This window comes from Cobetia sp. PDI-12MA (assembly GCF_059507695.1).
The window spans coordinates 1905170-1920213 of the sequence record NZ_CM183351.1; the positions used below are offsets into that span (position 1 = coordinate 1905170).

Below are 15044 nucleotides of genomic sequence, written 5' to 3' on the forward strand. Positions count from 1 at the left end.
CTTATTGCATGAGTGATGCGCGCGCCCACGAGCGCCTGCAACAGTTCTATATCCCGGAAGAGCAGTCGATCTATCTGCTCTCGCATCATGATGCCAAGAAGCTCAAGGATTGGGTGGCGCTGTGCATCTCCCAGCTGGAGGGGCTTGGCTACCGGGATATCCATCTGGTCGGCAAGGGTGCCTACGGGTTCGTGTTCGCAGGCTGGCGCCTGGGCGAAGACCGGCGCACGCATGAAGAGCACGTCTTCAAGTTCACGCGGGTGACTCTGCCCCAGGCACTGCAGGACCGTCTGGAGGAAGAGGCCTACATGCTCGACCAGGTCGCCCACCCGCTGATTCCGCGTCTGATCAGCTATCAGCGGGTACGGCGGCAGTCGATTCTGGTCATGCAGCGTGCACCGGGCATCAATCTCGAGGAATATTCGCTGCGTCATGGGCGCATGTCGCCGCGTCTGGTGGTCAAGATCGCCAGTCAGCTGGCCGATATTCTCAAGTCGTTGCGCGGGTCATCGACGGGAGCGAATACACCACCCATCGTGCATGGCGACATCAAACCGTCGAATCTGGTCTTCGATGTCGAGCGGGAACAGGTGGCATTGATCGACTGGGGCAGTTCGGTGTTCGCTCAGCTCGATGAGCATCAGCAGTTCATTACCACCAACGTGATGCAGCTGATGTCGGATAACCTGCAACAGACCAATGCGCGTCTGGGCGATGTCTATTTCATCGGCGAGGAGCAGCTCAATGGTGCGCTGTCCTCGCCGCGCTTTGATGAGCAGGGTGTGGCCGCCACTCTTTACGCCCTGGCTTCTGGGCAATCGTGTCGCTTCGGCGTGCGCGCCATCCCGGCGGTGTCGCTGGGGTTGCCGCGGGAATTCGCGCGTCTGCTTGACGGCATGCTGGCGGATGACCCGCAGCTGCGTATGCAGGCCGGCGACTACTTCCTGCGCGAGATGGGCAGGATCGCACGGCTGGTGATGCCGGAATTGCCTCTCGAGCCGCCACAGTCTCTGCTGCCGGTCTGGGTGAGGCCGGCAACGCGCGAGATCGACACGGTTGTCTATACCTCGCGCAAATCCTTCCTGCGTGAGGCCTTCGAGGCGGACGAGTCCGGTGAACACGCTGGTAACGCGCTGGACGCCGTCAATGATGTCCAGCTGGATCGTTACTACAAGAACTTCATGCAAGGCATGGGAGGCACCGAAAAAGCCTTCCTGGCCGCTGTCAGTCGTCTGGGCAAATACCCGATCGTCGGCGGTCTGGCGATTCGCTGGGAGCCACAGGGCATCTTCGTGGATACCGCGCTGCACCTGCATGACCCTGCCTTGAAGGGCGCCTTCGTCGTCGCGATCAACAACATGGTCGCTCTGGCGCGTGCCATCTATCGCCAGGGCGTGTTCAAGGCGTGTCTGTTCAATGCTCGCGATACCCTGCATCTGGAGCGGGGAGACCCCGAGGCCGCCTTCGTCTTCGCGCCGACGGCAGACGGGGAGGCCAGACCTCGCTTGAGCTATGAGGTCAGCGCGGTGCCGGAGCTTGAGGATGACTCCCGGGTGCACTCCTACTTCGAGGACGGACCGGATCCTGAGGAACTGCTGGTGCTGCCCGAGGAGATATTGAAGGCACTGGAGTCACTCAATGCCATCCATCACACCGGCATGCTGATCTTCGAAGCCTTGCCACACCACCTCAAGATTCACAGTTATTACCGACTGCTGGATCCCTCGCGCGAGCAGGAATTCACGCGTTTGCTGGCGGAGATTCTCGATGCGGTGCCGCTGATCTCCGGGTTGGGAATTTCCGGCTTCATGAAGATGCCCTACAAGAACACCAAGCATTTCGATCATATCGAGGCGCAACCCGAACGCTTCTATCCAAGGGATCCGCGTGCCTTGCCGCGTGGTCCGCATGCCGTATGAGGGCAAAGAAAAACCCGCCTGAGTCAGACTCAGGCGGGTTTTCTCACTTGGAGGGATTCACTTGGGTGGCTTCACTGAAAGTCAAACGCACTGATGGGCCATGCTTCAGCGAGCTGTCAGTCCTTCATCTGACGCGGGCGTGTCATGGCCTGCGGGGACAGCAATGCCTCCAGGCGTGCCTCGTCCAGCAGGCCTTCCTCACGTACCAGTTCCAGCACGCTGCGGCCGCTGGCCAAGGCTTCCTTGGCGATGCGGGTGGCATTGTCGTAGCCGATATACGGGTTGAGCGCGGTGATCAGACCGATGGAATTGTTGACCAGCTCGGCGCAGCGATCACGATTGGCGGTGATGCCGATCACGCAGCGATTCCTGAGCATGGTCATGGCGCGGCTCAGCTGGCGGATGGAGTCGAGCAGCTTGTAGGCGATCAGCGGCTCCATCACGTTGAGCTGCAGCTGGCCGGCTTCAGCCGCCATGGTCAGCGCGGTGTCGTTGCCGATGACATCGAAGGCGACCTGATTGACGGCTTCCGGAATCACCGGGTTGACCTTGCCCGGCATGATCGAGCTACCCGGCTGCTGAGGCGGCAGGTTGATCTCGTTGAAGCCGGTGCGCGGGCCTGAGGACAGCAGGCGCAGATCGTTGCAGATCTTGGATAGCTTGACCGCCAGGCGTTTGAGCATGCCGTGGAACAGTACGAAGGCACCCATGTCGCTGGTGGCCTCGACCAGGTCCGACGCCGGACGGAAGTCGATGCCGGAACGACGCGCCAGAGCCTCGATCGCCAGTGCGCTGTAGCGCGGGTCCGCATTGATGCCGGTGCCGATCGCGGTCCCGCCCAGATTGACCTCCTTGAGCAACTCATTGAGGTTGGCGATGCGATCGACGTCTTCACGCAGGGTGTTGGCGAAGGCGCGGAATTCCTGGCCCAGCGTCATCGGCACCGCGTCCTGCAGCTGGGTGCGACCCATCTTGACCACGTCATCGAATTCCAGCGCCTTGGTGGCGAAGGCATTGGCCAGTTCGCTCAGCGCGTCTACCAGTACCGAGTGGCTGCGCAGCAGGCCGACACGGATGGCAGTCGGGTAGGCGTCGTTGGTGGATTGCGCCATGTTGACGTGATTGTTGGGGTGCAGCTGCTGGTAATCACCTTTCTCGTAGCCCAGGAATTCCAGGCCCAGATTGGCGATCACTTCGTTGGCATTCATGTTGGTCGAGGTGCCGGCGCCACCCTGGATCATGTCGACCACGAACTGATCATGGTGATCGCCATTCATCAGACGCGCACAGGCGTGCTGGATGGCATCGTGCTCGCGTGTATCGAGATAACCCAGCGCATGGTTGGCCTCGGCGGCGGCGGCCTTGACCAGCGCGAGCCCTTCGACGAGACGCGGGAAGTGCGACAGTGGCACCCCGGAGAGGTGGAAGTTGTTGAGCGCGCGTTGGGTCTGCACGCCGTAGTAGGCGTCAGCCGGCACCGGCTCGCGCCCGAGGAGATCCTTTTCAAGTCGGAAGCCGTTGGCCAGTGCCTCACGCTCGGCATGGCTCAAGTCGGCCGGTGTGGAAGCTGCCGGGGAGGCATTGGCGGCGATGGGGGTTTCCGAGAGATGGTTCACTTGGGCGGAACTCCTGGCTGAAGTACACTGTGGCGCTTGAATGGCGGCTAGGTGGACAAGGGTAACCAGCGCAGCCCCTCGGCGGCCAATGCCATTCAACGCTGCCGTATACGTCAAACGCATAAGACGAAGGTGGTGGTGCGCCGCGATGCACCATTCTCCATGACAAGACCCTGCATGACCGGCCAGGCAAGCCTCGCTTGGGCATGTTCGACATTTTTGGGAGTTCGGGTGAACCTGGAAACTAAGTGGTTGGAAGATTTCGTTGCGCTGTCCAATACCCGCAGCTTCTCCACCTCGGCTCGCCTGCGACACGTTACCCAGCCTGCGTTCAGCCGCCGCATCCGTGCGCTTGAACAGGCCGTGGGCACTACGCTGGTCGACCGCTCGACGACCCCGGTCAGTCTGACGCCGGAGGGTCAGTTGTTCCTGGTCACCGCGCGCAACCTGACAGAGCAGCTGTCAGAGTGTCTCGCCCACCTGCGCGGGCTGGGCATGGCCAACGAGACCCTGGATATCGCGGCCGCGCATTCGCTTGCGCTGGCCTTCTTCCCCAAGTGGATCTCGCGTCTCCAGCAAGGCCTGGGGGAGTTGCCGACACGCCTGTCCGCGATGAATGTCGGCGACGCCATTCACTCGCTGCGCGAAGGCAACTGCGACTTGATGCTTGCCTATTACGACCCTTACGCCAGCATGCAGCTGGACGCCGAGGCCTTCCCGTCCTTCTCGGTTGCCAAGGTCAACATGCTGCCGGTGTGCGTGCCACTGGAGAATGGCGAGCCCCGCTTCCCGCTGACCGGGCAGAGCGAGACCAGCCAGGATGCGATTCCCTTGCTGTCCTATACCCAGGGGGCATTTCTGGGCCGTAGCGTGAAGATGCTTTTGAAGAATGATCCGCTGCGCCTGCGTCTGCGCACTGTCTATGAGATGGCGATGGCAGAAGGGCTCAAGGGCATGGCCTTGCAGGGCGTCGGCATGGCGTGGATTCCGGACTTCTGCATTCGCGATGAGCTGGAAAGCGGCAAGCTGGTGCGCGCGGGCAACGAGGCGTGGGATATTCCGCTGGAGATTCGTCTCTATCGTTGCTCACTGGTCCACAAGCCCGGCATCGACAAGCTGTGGAAGCAGCTGATGAATCTGCCGCGAGATTTTCTCGAAGCCTGAGCCTTGCCGGTGTATTACCGTTGTAGAAGACCTGCGTGTCTCTTGATCGAAAACGGCAGCCCATTGGGCTGCCGTTTTCGTGTGTGGACCACATCCCAGCCGTCAGAAACCGGTCTGTCCGGCATGCAGGCCGAGGAAGTTCTGAATGATGAAAAAGTGGTCCTCGAAGAGGGTGTCGGGCTCCAGATCCGCCAGCGCGACCCAGCGTGCCTGCTCCTCGTTCTCGCCGCCGCCGCTTCTGAGCTTGGGAAGCTGCTGCTCCGGTCGCAGGGCGAAGTAGAAGGCCTCTGCCAGGGTGCGCCCGCGCCAGCTGCGATGCGGCGCATCAAACAGACGCTGACCGCGCAGAGAGCCACGCAGGACTGGTTCCGGCACCTTGAGGCGCACACGCTCCCTGAGCTCACGCAGACAGGCATCCAGCAGGCGCTCCTGGGGTTGCACGAAGCCGCCAGGCAGGGCGTAAAGCCCCTTGCCGGGTGCCGCGCGACGTGTGGTGAGCAGCACATGACCGGACTGCACTACCACGGCGTTGACCGTGATGAACAGTGGCGGGTAGGGCGCATCGCTCCAGGCGGCGCGGTATTGCTCCAGCAGTCGACGTTCCTCGACCAGCCCTTGCCACGCGGTCTCCTCCAGGAAGCCATGCAGATGCTGAGCCACCGGCGGTGGCAGCAGCTCCAGCCCCTCGTTGTCCAGCCAATCTTCTGCGCGGGCGCGCTCGGTGAAGATGACCTCACGAATACGGCTGGCCTCCATCCCCTCGCGCAGTGGCACCGCTACCGACTCCCACTGCGGGAAGAGGCTCAGGTAGTAGCTTGACTGGCTGTTGCTGTCACGACGATTGGCACCGATCAGCGCGATTCTCGGCATTCGATTGGCCTGCGGACGCGCGATATCGCGTACCTTGCGCTGCACATCACGTACCCAGACATCGTCGTTGTAGAGGGCATCCAACAACGGCACGATTTCTAGGCGCGCATTGTCGGCATCGTCAAAGCAGCTGCGGATCATGCGCGTGCGTTCAGAAAAGGTGAACGGGTTGCGCAGTGAACGTGCCTGCCAGGCAGAACCGACCAGCACGATGACCTGCCGCGCGAGGCGCAGGGCTTCTTCCATCACGGCAACATGGCCATGGTGCATGGGCTGGAAGCGACCGATGAAGACCAGGCAGTCGTACTGGGTGTCGGCGATCGCGGGAGAATCCTGAGTGCGAAGCGTTGCAGCGGGGGCAGAGGGCAACGTTGTCGTCGAAGGCATGATGAGCTCCGTGGCAGGCAGGATGGGGCGGCGTATAAGGCGCTTGCCCAGTGAGATTCCGCTAGCGTATCAGATTATGTGCATGCGCCGAACGGCTCGTCATTCACTCTCGTCTGGTAAGGGTTATTCAAAAGTTTATCCCGTTATCTTGCTGAAAAATTCTTCATGACTCAGCAACTTCTCGGTATTCGGGGCGTGGGAAGGCAGTTGCGGTAAAAGGAGAGACGCCGGAGAGGAGAAGAGGGAAGGAAAGGATAGGGGAGGGTGAACAAGCGCGAATGCACAAACCGAGCCAACGCCCGCCAGCAATGAGGCTGACGGGCGTTGGCTCGGTTTGTTGGCAAGGCCGATGGCAGACCCAGGCGGGCCTGCCGGGCGCTGGATCAGGACGTCTTGGCGGTCAGCACGTCGGTGATCCACTCGACGACCTTGTCGCCCTGGGCATTGACGCAGACGTCGACCAGCGGCGTCTGGGACCACTGGTTGCCGAGGAATTCGCGACCCTCAGGGGCGAATAGTGTCTGACCTTCGGCCAGGCCTTCGACTTCGACATTCAGGTGGCCGCGCTCGGTAGTGAACAGCTCCGGCTTCATCAGCCAGGCGAGGGCGCAGCTGTCGTGCGGGCAGCAACCATCGATGCCACGCGCTTCCTGATAGAAGGCCTTGTAGAACTGATAGCTGCCGGACAGCACTTCGCCAAGTGCGCCTTGCGCGACGCGGATACGCTCGACATGGGCCGGAGACAGCACGCAGCGGTGCGTCGCATCGAGACCGACCATGGTCAGCGGCCAGCCGGCGGTCAGCACCTTGGCGGCGGCATGCGGGTCATTGAAGATGTTGGCTTCGGCGACCGGTGAGACGTTGCCGCCTTCACGGATGGAGCCGCCCATGATGACGACCTGCTTGACCTTGCTGATGATGCTCGGGTCCAGCTGCAGTGCGGTGGCCAGGTTGCCCAGTGGGCCGACGGCGACGAGGGTGATCTCGCCCGGACGCGCATTGACCTGCTCGACGATGAACTGCGGTGCGCTGACGGACAGCGCCTTGCCCTTGGGCTCCGGGATCTCCATGTTGCCGAGACCATTGGCGCCGTGGATGTGCGCCGGCGCCGGGAACTTGTCCTTGACCAGCGGCTGGGCAGCGCCCTGGGCGACCGGGATCTCCTGGCCCGCCAGTTCGCCCAGCAGCAGGGCGTTGGAGGTGGCCGTCTCGATGGTGACGTTGCCGAAGGTGGTGGTCATGCCGAGGAATTCGATGTCCGGATGCGCCAGACAGATGGCAATCGCCTGGGCATCATCCACGCCCGGATCGGTATCAAAGATAATCGGTGTTTTCATGCTGACCTCGTGAAAGAAGTGACCTGCAATAGAGGGCGTTACGCCAACAGGGCGCCCATGAGGTGACACGGGCTTAGCACGGGCCACGTGGTGGTGCCCCGTGCAGGTAGTTCAGTCGTTCAGAGACTTGTTGCTCGAAGACTCAGTTGCTCAGGACGTCGAGTGTCGGCCATTCGGCCAGGGCAGCGGCGACATCACTGGCCAGCGGAATGCTCGGCGCTGCGCCTTCGCGGCTCACGCACAGGGCAGAGGCGGTGCTGGCACGACGCAGGCTTTCCTCGATGCTCTGACCTTCGATCTGGCTTGCCAGGTAATAGCCGATGAAGGTATCGCCTGCCGCGGTGGTGTCCACGGCATTGACGCGATGCGCCGGCAGCTGGATGCGCTGTTCCCCCAGCTGGTAGCAGACGCCTTCACTGCCCAGAGTCATGACCACTTCGGTATCAGGCAGACGAGTGTGCAGCGCGGCGAGCAGGGTGGCGACAGGCGCGCTCTCTTCCAGCTCGACCAGCTGTGCCGCTTCGCCACGATTGAGGAACAGCACCTGGCAGTGTTCCAGCGGCAGGCGCAGGACATCAGCCCCCATCGGGGCCGGATTGAAGGCGATCTTCATGCCCTTGGCATGTGCCAGCTCGATGACCTTGCCCAGTGCGTTGCACTCATTTTGCAGCAGCAGCCAATCTCCCTGCGTCACACCAGAGAACAGCGTCGCGAGATGCTCATCGGTGAAACCGTGATTGGCACCCGGATGCAGAATGATGCTGTTCTCGGCGTGGTCGTCCACCTGGATGATGGCGTGGCCACTGGCACTGGCGCTCAGCTCGACCTGCGAGGTGATGACACCGGCGCTTTCCAGCGGCTCAAGTGCCCAGCGATCACTGTTGCCAAGGCGGCCCCAGTGCGTGACGTCGCCTCCGGCGCGCGCAAGCGCGAGCGACTGGTTGGCACCCTTGCCACCCAGTACCTGACGGTAGGAGAGACTCGCCAGGGTTTCACCCGGTCGTACCAGGTGAGGTACCCGATAGACGTGATCGATATTGATAGAACCGTAGTTGTAAAGCATGCAGCCTCCTTGGGGGCGAGCATCCTAGCAAAGCCTTGGCCGCCTGTCCCCAGTCGTATCACCAAGGTCTGACCTTTAGGTCATGTTTAAGCGTTGAAGCTATTAGCCTCTTGGAACGCAAGAGAAAGTGCATACTTCCTGTCATCTCGCTGGATTCAGGATAGTCGCCCATGTCGGAGTCGAAGCAACCCGCCGTCACGATCAAGAAGTGGGTCTGGCGAGCACTCTTCACCAGTACCATGATTCCGTTGCTGTTGGTCGAGACCGCCCTGGTGGCGGTGTATTTCGTGTCCAATGACGAGATTCGTGATGCCAACCTCAATTACCTGCAATCCCAGTCGAGCAGTGAGCTCAATCTGGCGATGCTACGGGAGGCCAAGTCACTCAGCCAGCAACTGGAACATGTCCAGAACTTGTCACGCGGGCTCGGTGCCCAGGCAGGCGAACTGGCCATGGGCGACGCCAGCACTGGGGTGGCGGCTCGCGAGATTGCCCGTCACGCAAGCTTGCCAAGCGGTGTCTGGGCCAGTCAGCAGACGGCGGACAATCAGGGCAGCGGCTTCTATCCCGCCTTGCCAGGCCTCGAGCAGGACATTCCCCTGGCACTGCGCATGACAGCGGTCGACCCGATCATGCGCAGTGTCGTATCTTCGCACTCGGCCGTGGTGCAGTCCTTCGTCACGATGGCCGATTGCTATGTCCGCCTTTTCCCCTATGTCGATCTGGCCTCGCTGGTGCCAGCCGACCACGATTGTCGGGATTTCTCCTTCTTCTATCTGGCCGCGCCAGAGGCAAATCCCTCGCGAAACACCATCTGGACCGATATCTACGAAGACCCGGCCGACAATGGCTGGATGGCGTCGGCCGTCAGTCCCTTCTATTCCGAGCAGGGCGAATTTCTCGGCGTCGTCGGCGTCGACATGACCCTGGACGTGATCGTCAATCAGGTGCTGGCGATGGAGCTGCCCTGGCAAGGCTTCGCGATGCTGTTCGATGCCGAGGGACGCTCACTCGCCGTCCCGCGGGCCGGTGAGCAGTTGTTGTCGCTGCTGCCGCTGGAAATTCCCGATGCCAATGACCTCCAGGAAGAGGATGTCATTCGGCCCGCTCAGCTGGAGCTGAAAGGTCATGATGTCTTCAAGAGACTCGCGCCCCGTATTCTGGAGCAGCGGCGTGGCCTGGAAAGCGTCAATGTGGCGGGGGCGCCCTACAAGGTGGCGTGGGAGCGCTTGCCGGGCAATGGCTGGATCATGTTGAGCATGGTCGAAGAGAGTGCCGTCTTCTTTCGTACCGCCGAGATCGGGCGCAACTTCCAGCTGGTCGGCATGGCGCTGGTCGGCGGCCTGATCCTGTTCTATTTCACCTTCTTCATTCTCATGGGCTGGCGCACGCACCACATCAGCCGTCGCCTTTCGGTGCCGCTGGCCGAGCTGCGTGAACGACTGCATCGCATCGGCATGGGTGCGGAGGTCGAATCCGCGGGCGGCAGTGGCATCGTCGAGCTGGATGACGCCAACGCCACCGCCGAAGAGATGTATCAGCGGCTGCGCCAGACGCAGAAGGAATTGCAGTCCAGCGAGCGTCGCTTGCTAGATTCCCTCGAAGCCAGTGGCGATAGCCTGTGGGAAGTGGACATACCTGAGCGCATCGTTCATATCCACCCCAATCTCTGGAAGATGCTCGGCGCTTCGGGCCACGAACCATTGGCGATGCGTGAAATGGACTTCGATCGTTTGATTCACCCGGAGGATCTCGAGCAGGTACATGCGCTCAGACACAAGATCATCACTACCTATGGCGAAAGCTGTGAGTGCCAGTACCGGATGCGTGCGCCGCAGGAAGAGGACCTTCAGCAGATCGAGGCGATGGGAATGAACGAAGTCGACATGGACGCCGAAACAGGCAATGCCGGCGACAAGCCCCTGCAACAGCGGAGCCTGGCCGCTGGCGATGGTGGTGTACGGGCGGGAGGCGCGCAAGAGGGCGACGAGAAGGAGAGTAAGGAGAGAGCGAACGGCACCCGATGGGTATTGTTGAGCTCACGTGGCCGTGTGGTGTCATGGGATGCTGAAGGCAATGCCCTCAAGGCGGCGGGCATGCATATCCGCATCCGTTGATGCTGACCACTCAGGAAAAAGCCCCCGAACCGGCATATATGCCGGTTCGGGGGCTTTTTCGTGATGTACCGCTCGCACCTGCCACTCGGCGTCGATGCCTGGCGCAGCGAGGCTGTGGCCGTGTCAGGCGTGTTCGCTCAGGAATGTCTCGATATTGGCCAGACTGAGATCGAGCATGTTCTGGCGCGCCTCCTGGCTGATCCAGGCATTGTGCGGCGTGACGATCAGATTCAAGGGAGCATTCGCCGAATGGTGCTGGCTTTCCAGGGCCGAGAGTAGCGAATGGCCTTCACGCGGCGGCTCCTCCGGCAGACTATCCACCGCCAGGCCGCCGAGTTGTCCGGTGGCCAGTGCTTCCAGTGCTGCGTCCTCGTCGATGATGCCCCCGCGGGCGCAATTGACCAGCAATGCACCGGGCTTCATGGCGGCGAGCGCCTGCTCATCGATCAGATGCTGCGTCTCTGGGGTCAGCGGGCAGTGCAGACTGATGGCGTCGGCCTGGGGCAGCAGGCTTTCCAGCGCGGGGCGCTCGGCGGTGGGGGCGGTGCCCGGGCGAGCGGCAAAGGTCACGCGCATGCCGAACGCCTCGGCCAGCCTGCCCACCGCGGTGCCCAGCTCCCCCTTGCCGATGATGACCAGATGCTTGCCGGACAGCTGCACCACGGGGCGGCCCATCAGGCAGAAGGTCGGACTGCGTTGCCACTCGCCCGCGGCGATGTCGGTCTGGTATTCCGGCAGGCGGCCAGCCAGTGCCAGCAGCAGCATCCAGGTGTGCTGTGCCACCGAATGAGTGCCGTAGGCATTGACGTTCATGACCCGAATGCCACGTGCTTCGGCGGCCGCCATGTCGATATTGTTGGTGCCGGTCGCCATCACCGCGATCAGCTTGAGGGTCGGCAGCTCATCCATGTGGTGCGCCTCGATGCGTACCTTGTTGACCAACACGATGGAGGCACCGCTCAGTCGTGGCACCACTTCCTCGGGCGCGGTGGCGTCATGACAGACCAATCCTTCCAGACGGGCCTCGAGGCGCGAGAAGTCCAGGCCATCACCGACGGAGCCGGCATCGAGCATGACGGCCTGCGGGGCGCCGGTAGACGAGGTGGGCTCGCAGTGAGAGGAAGCGGGCGTGGAAGAATGCGAGGGAGACTGCGCAGTACGATCGTGATCGGACATAGGTGCCTCATGATGGCGTAGGAAGATAGATAGGAAGACAGAAAGGCTGGCCCGCAAGGTCGAGTACCTGGTGTCTGGGCCGGTTTGTGCTTGGGTGTTGCCCCGCACGGGGCCGAGCACGCTATAATGTGTCCCTTTCGCTTTGACTTGAAAGCCGCTCAACTGGCCTTATTGTAGGCGTCTCTTGCTGGTGCTTGCGAAAGCTCTCATGTTGGGGCCGCAGGTGCGCTGAACGCAAGACGCGCCGCAAGGCATAACATTGTCATGGTTCACGGTGCTCAGACAGCCCCGTGACCAGTATCGTCAGGAAAGAAAACCATGCCGATCTATGAATACCACTGCAAGGCCTGTGGCCATCGGATGGACAAGTTGCAGAAGATCAGCGCTGCGCCGCTGACGGAGTGCCCGGAATGCAAGACGGACCAGCTCGAGAAGCTGGTCTCCGCCGCCGGGTTCCGTCTGGCAGGCAGTGGCTGGTACGAGACGGATTTCAAGTCCGGCAGCAAGAAGAATCTGGCCGGTGGTAGCGACAGCACCGCCTGACATAGCTGGGATAGTGCGTCAGGCATCAGCGTGATGAGGGTCAAGGGCGCCCAACGGGTACCCTTGACCCTCATCGCCAACGGCAGGCCCTCTGAGACAGATGCGCATCAGCGCGTCGATCATGAATTTGAGCAACAAGGAATCAACATGCGCAGCCACTATTGCGGCAAACTGAACGAGACCCTGATCGATCAGGATGTCACTCTGTGCGGGTGGGTGCACCGCCGTCGCGACCACGGTGGCGTCATCTTCCTCGACATGCGCGACCGTGATGGCATCGCCCAGATCGTCGTCGATCCGGACACCGTCGATGCCTTCGCCACTGCCGACAAGGCGCGCAGCGAGTTCGTGCTGCGTATCAAGGGCCGTATCCGTCTGCGCCCGGAAGGCACCCAGAACCCGAACATGCCGACAGGCATGATCGAAGTGCTGGCCAAGGACGTCGAAGTGCTCAACACTGCACAGACGCCGCCGTTCCAGCTCGACGACCACAACAAGGTCGGTGAGGAAGTTCGCCTCAAGTATCGTTATGTCGACCTGCGTCGTCCCGACATGATCGAGAAGCTTCGCCTGCGCTCGCGCATCACTCACAGCGTGCGCGCCCAGCTCGAAGCCCTGGGCTTCCTCGACATCGAAACCCCGATCCTGACCCGCGCCACGCCGGAAGGCGCACGTGACTATCTGGTGCCGAGCCGCACCTACGCCGGCAGCTTCTTCGCACTGCCGCAGTCTCCGCAGCTGTTCAAGCAGCTGCTGATGGTCGCCGGTGTCGATCGTTACTACCAGATCGCCAAATGCTTCCGTGATGAAGACCTGCGCGCTGACCGTCAGCCGGAGTTCACCCAGATCGACCTCGAAGCCAGCTTCGTCGACGAGCAGGACATCATGGGCATGACCGAGACCATGATCCGTGGTCTCTACAAAGAAGTGCTCGATGTCGAGCTGGGCGACTTCCCGACCATGCCGTATTCCGAGGCCATCAGCCGCTTCGGTTCCGACAAGCCGGACCTGCGCATTCCGCTGGAACTGGTCGATGTCGATGATCTGATGAGCGGCGTGGACTTCAAGGTCTTCTCCGGCCCGGCCAAGGACGACAAGGGCCGCGTCGCCGCGCTGCGTGTGCCGGGCGGTGCCAGCCTGTCACGCAAGGAAATCGACGCTTACACCAAGTTCGTCGGCATCTACGGTGCCAAGGGTCTGGCGTGGATCAAGGTCAACGAACGTGCCAAGGGCATCGAGGGTCTGCAGTCGCCGATCGTCAAGTTCATGGAAGACGTCGTGGACGAAGTGCTGGACCGCTGTGGCGCCGTCGATGGCGACATCGTGTTCTTCGGTGCTGACAAGGCCAACATCGTGGCCGAAGCCATCGGTGCGCTGCGCGTCAAGCTGGGTGAAGACCTCAACCTCTACACCCGCGAGTGGGCACCGCTGTGGGTCGTCGACTTCCCGATGTTCGAAGCCGATGCCAACGGCCGCCTGAGTGCGCTGCACCACCCGTTCACCGCGCCGTCCTGCACACCGGAAGAGCTCAAGGCCAACCCGGAAGCGGCACTGTCTCGCGCCTACGACATGGTCATCAACGGCACCGAGCTGGGTGGTGGCTCCATCCGTATCCACGATCAGGCCATGCAGCGTACCGTGTTCGAAGTGCTGGGCATCGGTGAAGAAGAAGCGGAAGAAAAGTTCGGCTTCCTGCTCGACGCCCTGAAGTTCGGCGCGCCGCCCCATGGTGGTCTGGCCTTCGGTCTCGACCGTCTGGTGATGCTGATGACCGGCGCCAAGACCATTCGTGAAGTGATTGCCTTCCCGAAAACCCAGAGCGCCGGCTGCATGATGACCGACGCTCCGGGCGTGGTCAGCGGTGAGCAGCTCAAGGAGCTGAACATCCGTCTGCGTCAGAAGGTCAAGGTCGAAGACGAAAGCGGCCAGGCCTGATTCAGCGGCGCATGACCGAGAGAGTGACTGGTGGGGCCGTCTGGACTGATTCGATCAGACCCGGGCGGTCCCGCGGTGGCAGGTTTGCCCCTTTGGCCTGATAGGCTAGTGGGCGAGCAAGCCCGACAAGGCGGTGCGAGACTGTTTGCTGGCGTTCACGTCAGGCAATGACAGTGTCGCACCGCCTTTTTTGTGGCATGGTGGCTGGTTATATACACAGTAAGAGCGATGGCGTGATGACGACAGCGAAGACGCAAGGTGTGAGAGACGAGGCAGCGGCATGATCATTCTTGGCATCGACCCGGGCTCACGTCTGACCGGGTATGGGGTATTGGATGTCTCTGCGGCTCAGCCTCGCTATGTGGACAGTGGCTGCATCCGCATGTCACAGGTCAGCCTGGACCAGCGCCTGGCGCAGATCTATGCCGGTATCAGCGAGGTGATCGCCCTGCATCGCCCCGCGGAATTCGCCATCGAGCAGGTCTTCATGTCCAAGAACGCCGATTCGGCGCTCAAGCTGGGCCAGGCGCGCGGGGCTGCCATCGTGTGTGCGGCCAATCACGGCTTGCCGGTGTTCGAATATGGGCCGCGGCAGATCAAGCAGGCCGTGACCGGTACCGGTGCCGCCGAGAAGTCTCAGGTGCAGCATATGGTCACGCATACGCTCAAGCTCTCCGCCACGCCGCAGGCCGATGCCGCCGATGCGCTGGCCATCGCCTTGACGCATTGTTTCGCGCGTCGACGACTGACGCCCGGCAATGACCAGCTGGAAGCATTGGGGCTGGGGAATACCAGTCGACGCAAGGGAACCCGCGTGGGGCGTAGCAGCAGCTGGCGAGACTTCGAGCCTGACGCCTGACATGCCGCTGAGCGACAAATGCGGTATTGTGCTCAATTAATAGCGATTTTTCAGTCAC

General features: G+C 61.8%; 11 protein-coding genes. 6 read left to right on the forward strand and 5 right to left on the reverse strand.

Annotated elements, in window-relative coordinates; genetic code table 11:
- Nucleotides 1-8 precede the first annotated feature (8 nt).
- Entirely contained in the window at nt 9-1919 is a 1911-nt protein-coding gene (locus tag AC5WNI_RS08230) for a protein kinase domain-containing protein (RefSeq protein ID WP_487885533.1), read from the forward strand.
- 116 nt (nt 1920-2035) lie between these two features.
- Here AC5WNI_RS08230 and AC5WNI_RS08235 read toward each other — a convergent pair whose 3' ends face one another.
- Entirely contained in the window at nt 2036-3445 is a 1410-nt protein-coding gene (locus AC5WNI_RS08235; RefSeq protein ID WP_487885564.1) for an aspartate ammonia-lyase, read from the reverse strand.
- A 321-nt stretch (nt 3446-3766) separates the two neighbouring features.
- Between AC5WNI_RS08235 and AC5WNI_RS08240 the strand changes: the two genes are divergently transcribed.
- Entirely contained in the window at nt 3767-4699 is a 933-nt protein-coding gene (locus tag AC5WNI_RS08240; RefSeq protein ID WP_054556694.1) for a LysR substrate-binding domain-containing protein, read from the forward strand.
- A 102-nt stretch (nt 4700-4801) separates the two neighbouring features.
- On the opposite strand, the gene AC5WNI_RS08245 is transcribed toward AC5WNI_RS08240, so the two are convergent.
- The 3 genes from AC5WNI_RS08245 to AC5WNI_RS08255 all read right to left on the reverse strand — a co-directional run bounded on the left by AC5WNI_RS08245 (nt 4802) and on the right by AC5WNI_RS08255 (nt 8356).
- A complete protein-coding gene (locus AC5WNI_RS08245; RefSeq protein ID WP_487885534.1) occupies nt 4802-5956 on the reverse strand; it encodes a bifunctional nicotinamide-nucleotide adenylyltransferase/Nudix hydroxylase in 1155 nt (384 codons plus the stop codon).
- Between the two features lie 383 nt (nt 5957-6339).
- On the reverse strand, nt 6340-7293 hold the full coding sequence (locus tag AC5WNI_RS08250) for a nucleoside hydrolase (protein WP_487885535.1): 954 nt from the start codon (nt 7291-7293) through the stop codon (nt 6340-6342).
- Between the two features lie 142 nt (nt 7294-7435).
- Nucleotides 7436-8356, reverse strand: a complete 921-nt coding sequence (locus AC5WNI_RS08255; protein ID WP_054556692.1) for a ribokinase — start codon at nt 8354-8356, stop codon at nt 7436-7438.
- A 170-nt stretch (nt 8357-8526) separates the two neighbouring features.
- Here AC5WNI_RS08255 and AC5WNI_RS08260 point away from each other — a divergent pair, with 170 nt between their 5' ends.
- Nucleotides 8527-10473 (forward strand): cache domain-containing protein, encoded by a 1947-nt coding sequence (locus AC5WNI_RS08260; RefSeq protein WP_175088745.1) that lies wholly within the window; start codon nt 8527-8529, stop codon nt 10471-10473.
- 123 nt (nt 10474-10596) lie between these two features.
- On the opposite strand, the gene AC5WNI_RS08265 is transcribed toward AC5WNI_RS08260, so the two are convergent.
- The gene (locus AC5WNI_RS08265) at nt 10597-11649 is read right to left on the reverse strand and encodes an NAD(P)-dependent oxidoreductase (RefSeq protein WP_175088746.1); all 1053 of its coding nucleotides are present in this window, start codon (nt 11647-11649) and stop codon (nt 10597-10599) included.
- Nucleotides 11650-11967: 318 nt separating this feature from the next.
- Here AC5WNI_RS08265 and AC5WNI_RS08270 point away from each other — a divergent pair, with 318 nt between their 5' ends.
- The 3 genes from AC5WNI_RS08270 (at nt 11968) to ruvC (ending at nt 14986) form a co-directional block, all read left to right on the forward strand.
- On the forward strand, nt 11968-12192 hold the full coding sequence (locus AC5WNI_RS08270) for an FmdB family zinc ribbon protein (RefSeq protein ID WP_043333602.1): 225 nt from the start codon (nt 11968-11970) through the stop codon (nt 12190-12192).
- Between the two features lie 147 nt (nt 12193-12339).
- On the forward strand, nt 12340-14127 hold the full coding sequence (gene aspS / locus AC5WNI_RS08275; protein WP_043333603.1) for an aspartate--tRNA ligase: 1788 nt from the start codon (nt 12340-12342) through the stop codon (nt 14125-14127).
- A gap of 280 nt (nt 14128-14407) precedes the next feature.
- On the forward strand, nt 14408-14986 hold the full coding sequence (gene ruvC, locus AC5WNI_RS08280; protein ID WP_175088747.1) for a crossover junction endodeoxyribonuclease RuvC: 579 nt from the start codon (nt 14408-14410) through the stop codon (nt 14984-14986).
- Nucleotides 14987-15044 lie beyond the last annotated feature (58 nt).

Coding starts and splice junctions, on each gene's coding strand:
- AC5WNI_RS08270 (WP_043333602.1), top strand. CDS start 11,968: ATGCCGATCTATGAATACCACTGCAAGGCCTGTGGCCATCGGATGGAC.
- ruvC (WP_175088747.1), top strand. CDS start 14,408: ATGATCATTCTTGGCATCGACCCGGGCTCACGTCTGACCGGGTATGGG.
- AC5WNI_RS08230 (WP_487885533.1), top strand. CDS start 9: ATGAGTGATGCGCGCGCCCACGAGCGCCTGCAACAGTTCTATATCCCG.
- aspS (WP_043333603.1), top strand. CDS start 12,340: ATGCGCAGCCACTATTGCGGCAAACTGAACGAGACCCTGATCGATCAG.
- AC5WNI_RS08260 (WP_175088745.1), top strand. CDS start 8,527: ATGTCGGAGTCGAAGCAACCCGCCGTCACGATCAAGAAGTGGGTCTGG.
- AC5WNI_RS08245 (WP_487885534.1), bottom strand. CDS start 5,956: ATGCCTTCGACGACAACGTTGCCCTCTGCCCCCGCTGCAACGCTTCGC.
- AC5WNI_RS08250 (WP_487885535.1), bottom strand. CDS start 7,293: ATGAAAACACCGATTATCTTTGATACCGATCCGGGCGTGGATGATGCC.
- AC5WNI_RS08265 (WP_175088746.1), bottom strand. CDS start 11,649: ATGTCCGATCACGATCGTACTGCGCAGTCTCCCTCGCATTCTTCCACG.
- AC5WNI_RS08255 (WP_054556692.1), bottom strand. CDS start 8,356: ATGCTTTACAACTACGGTTCTATCAATATCGATCACGTCTATCGGGTA.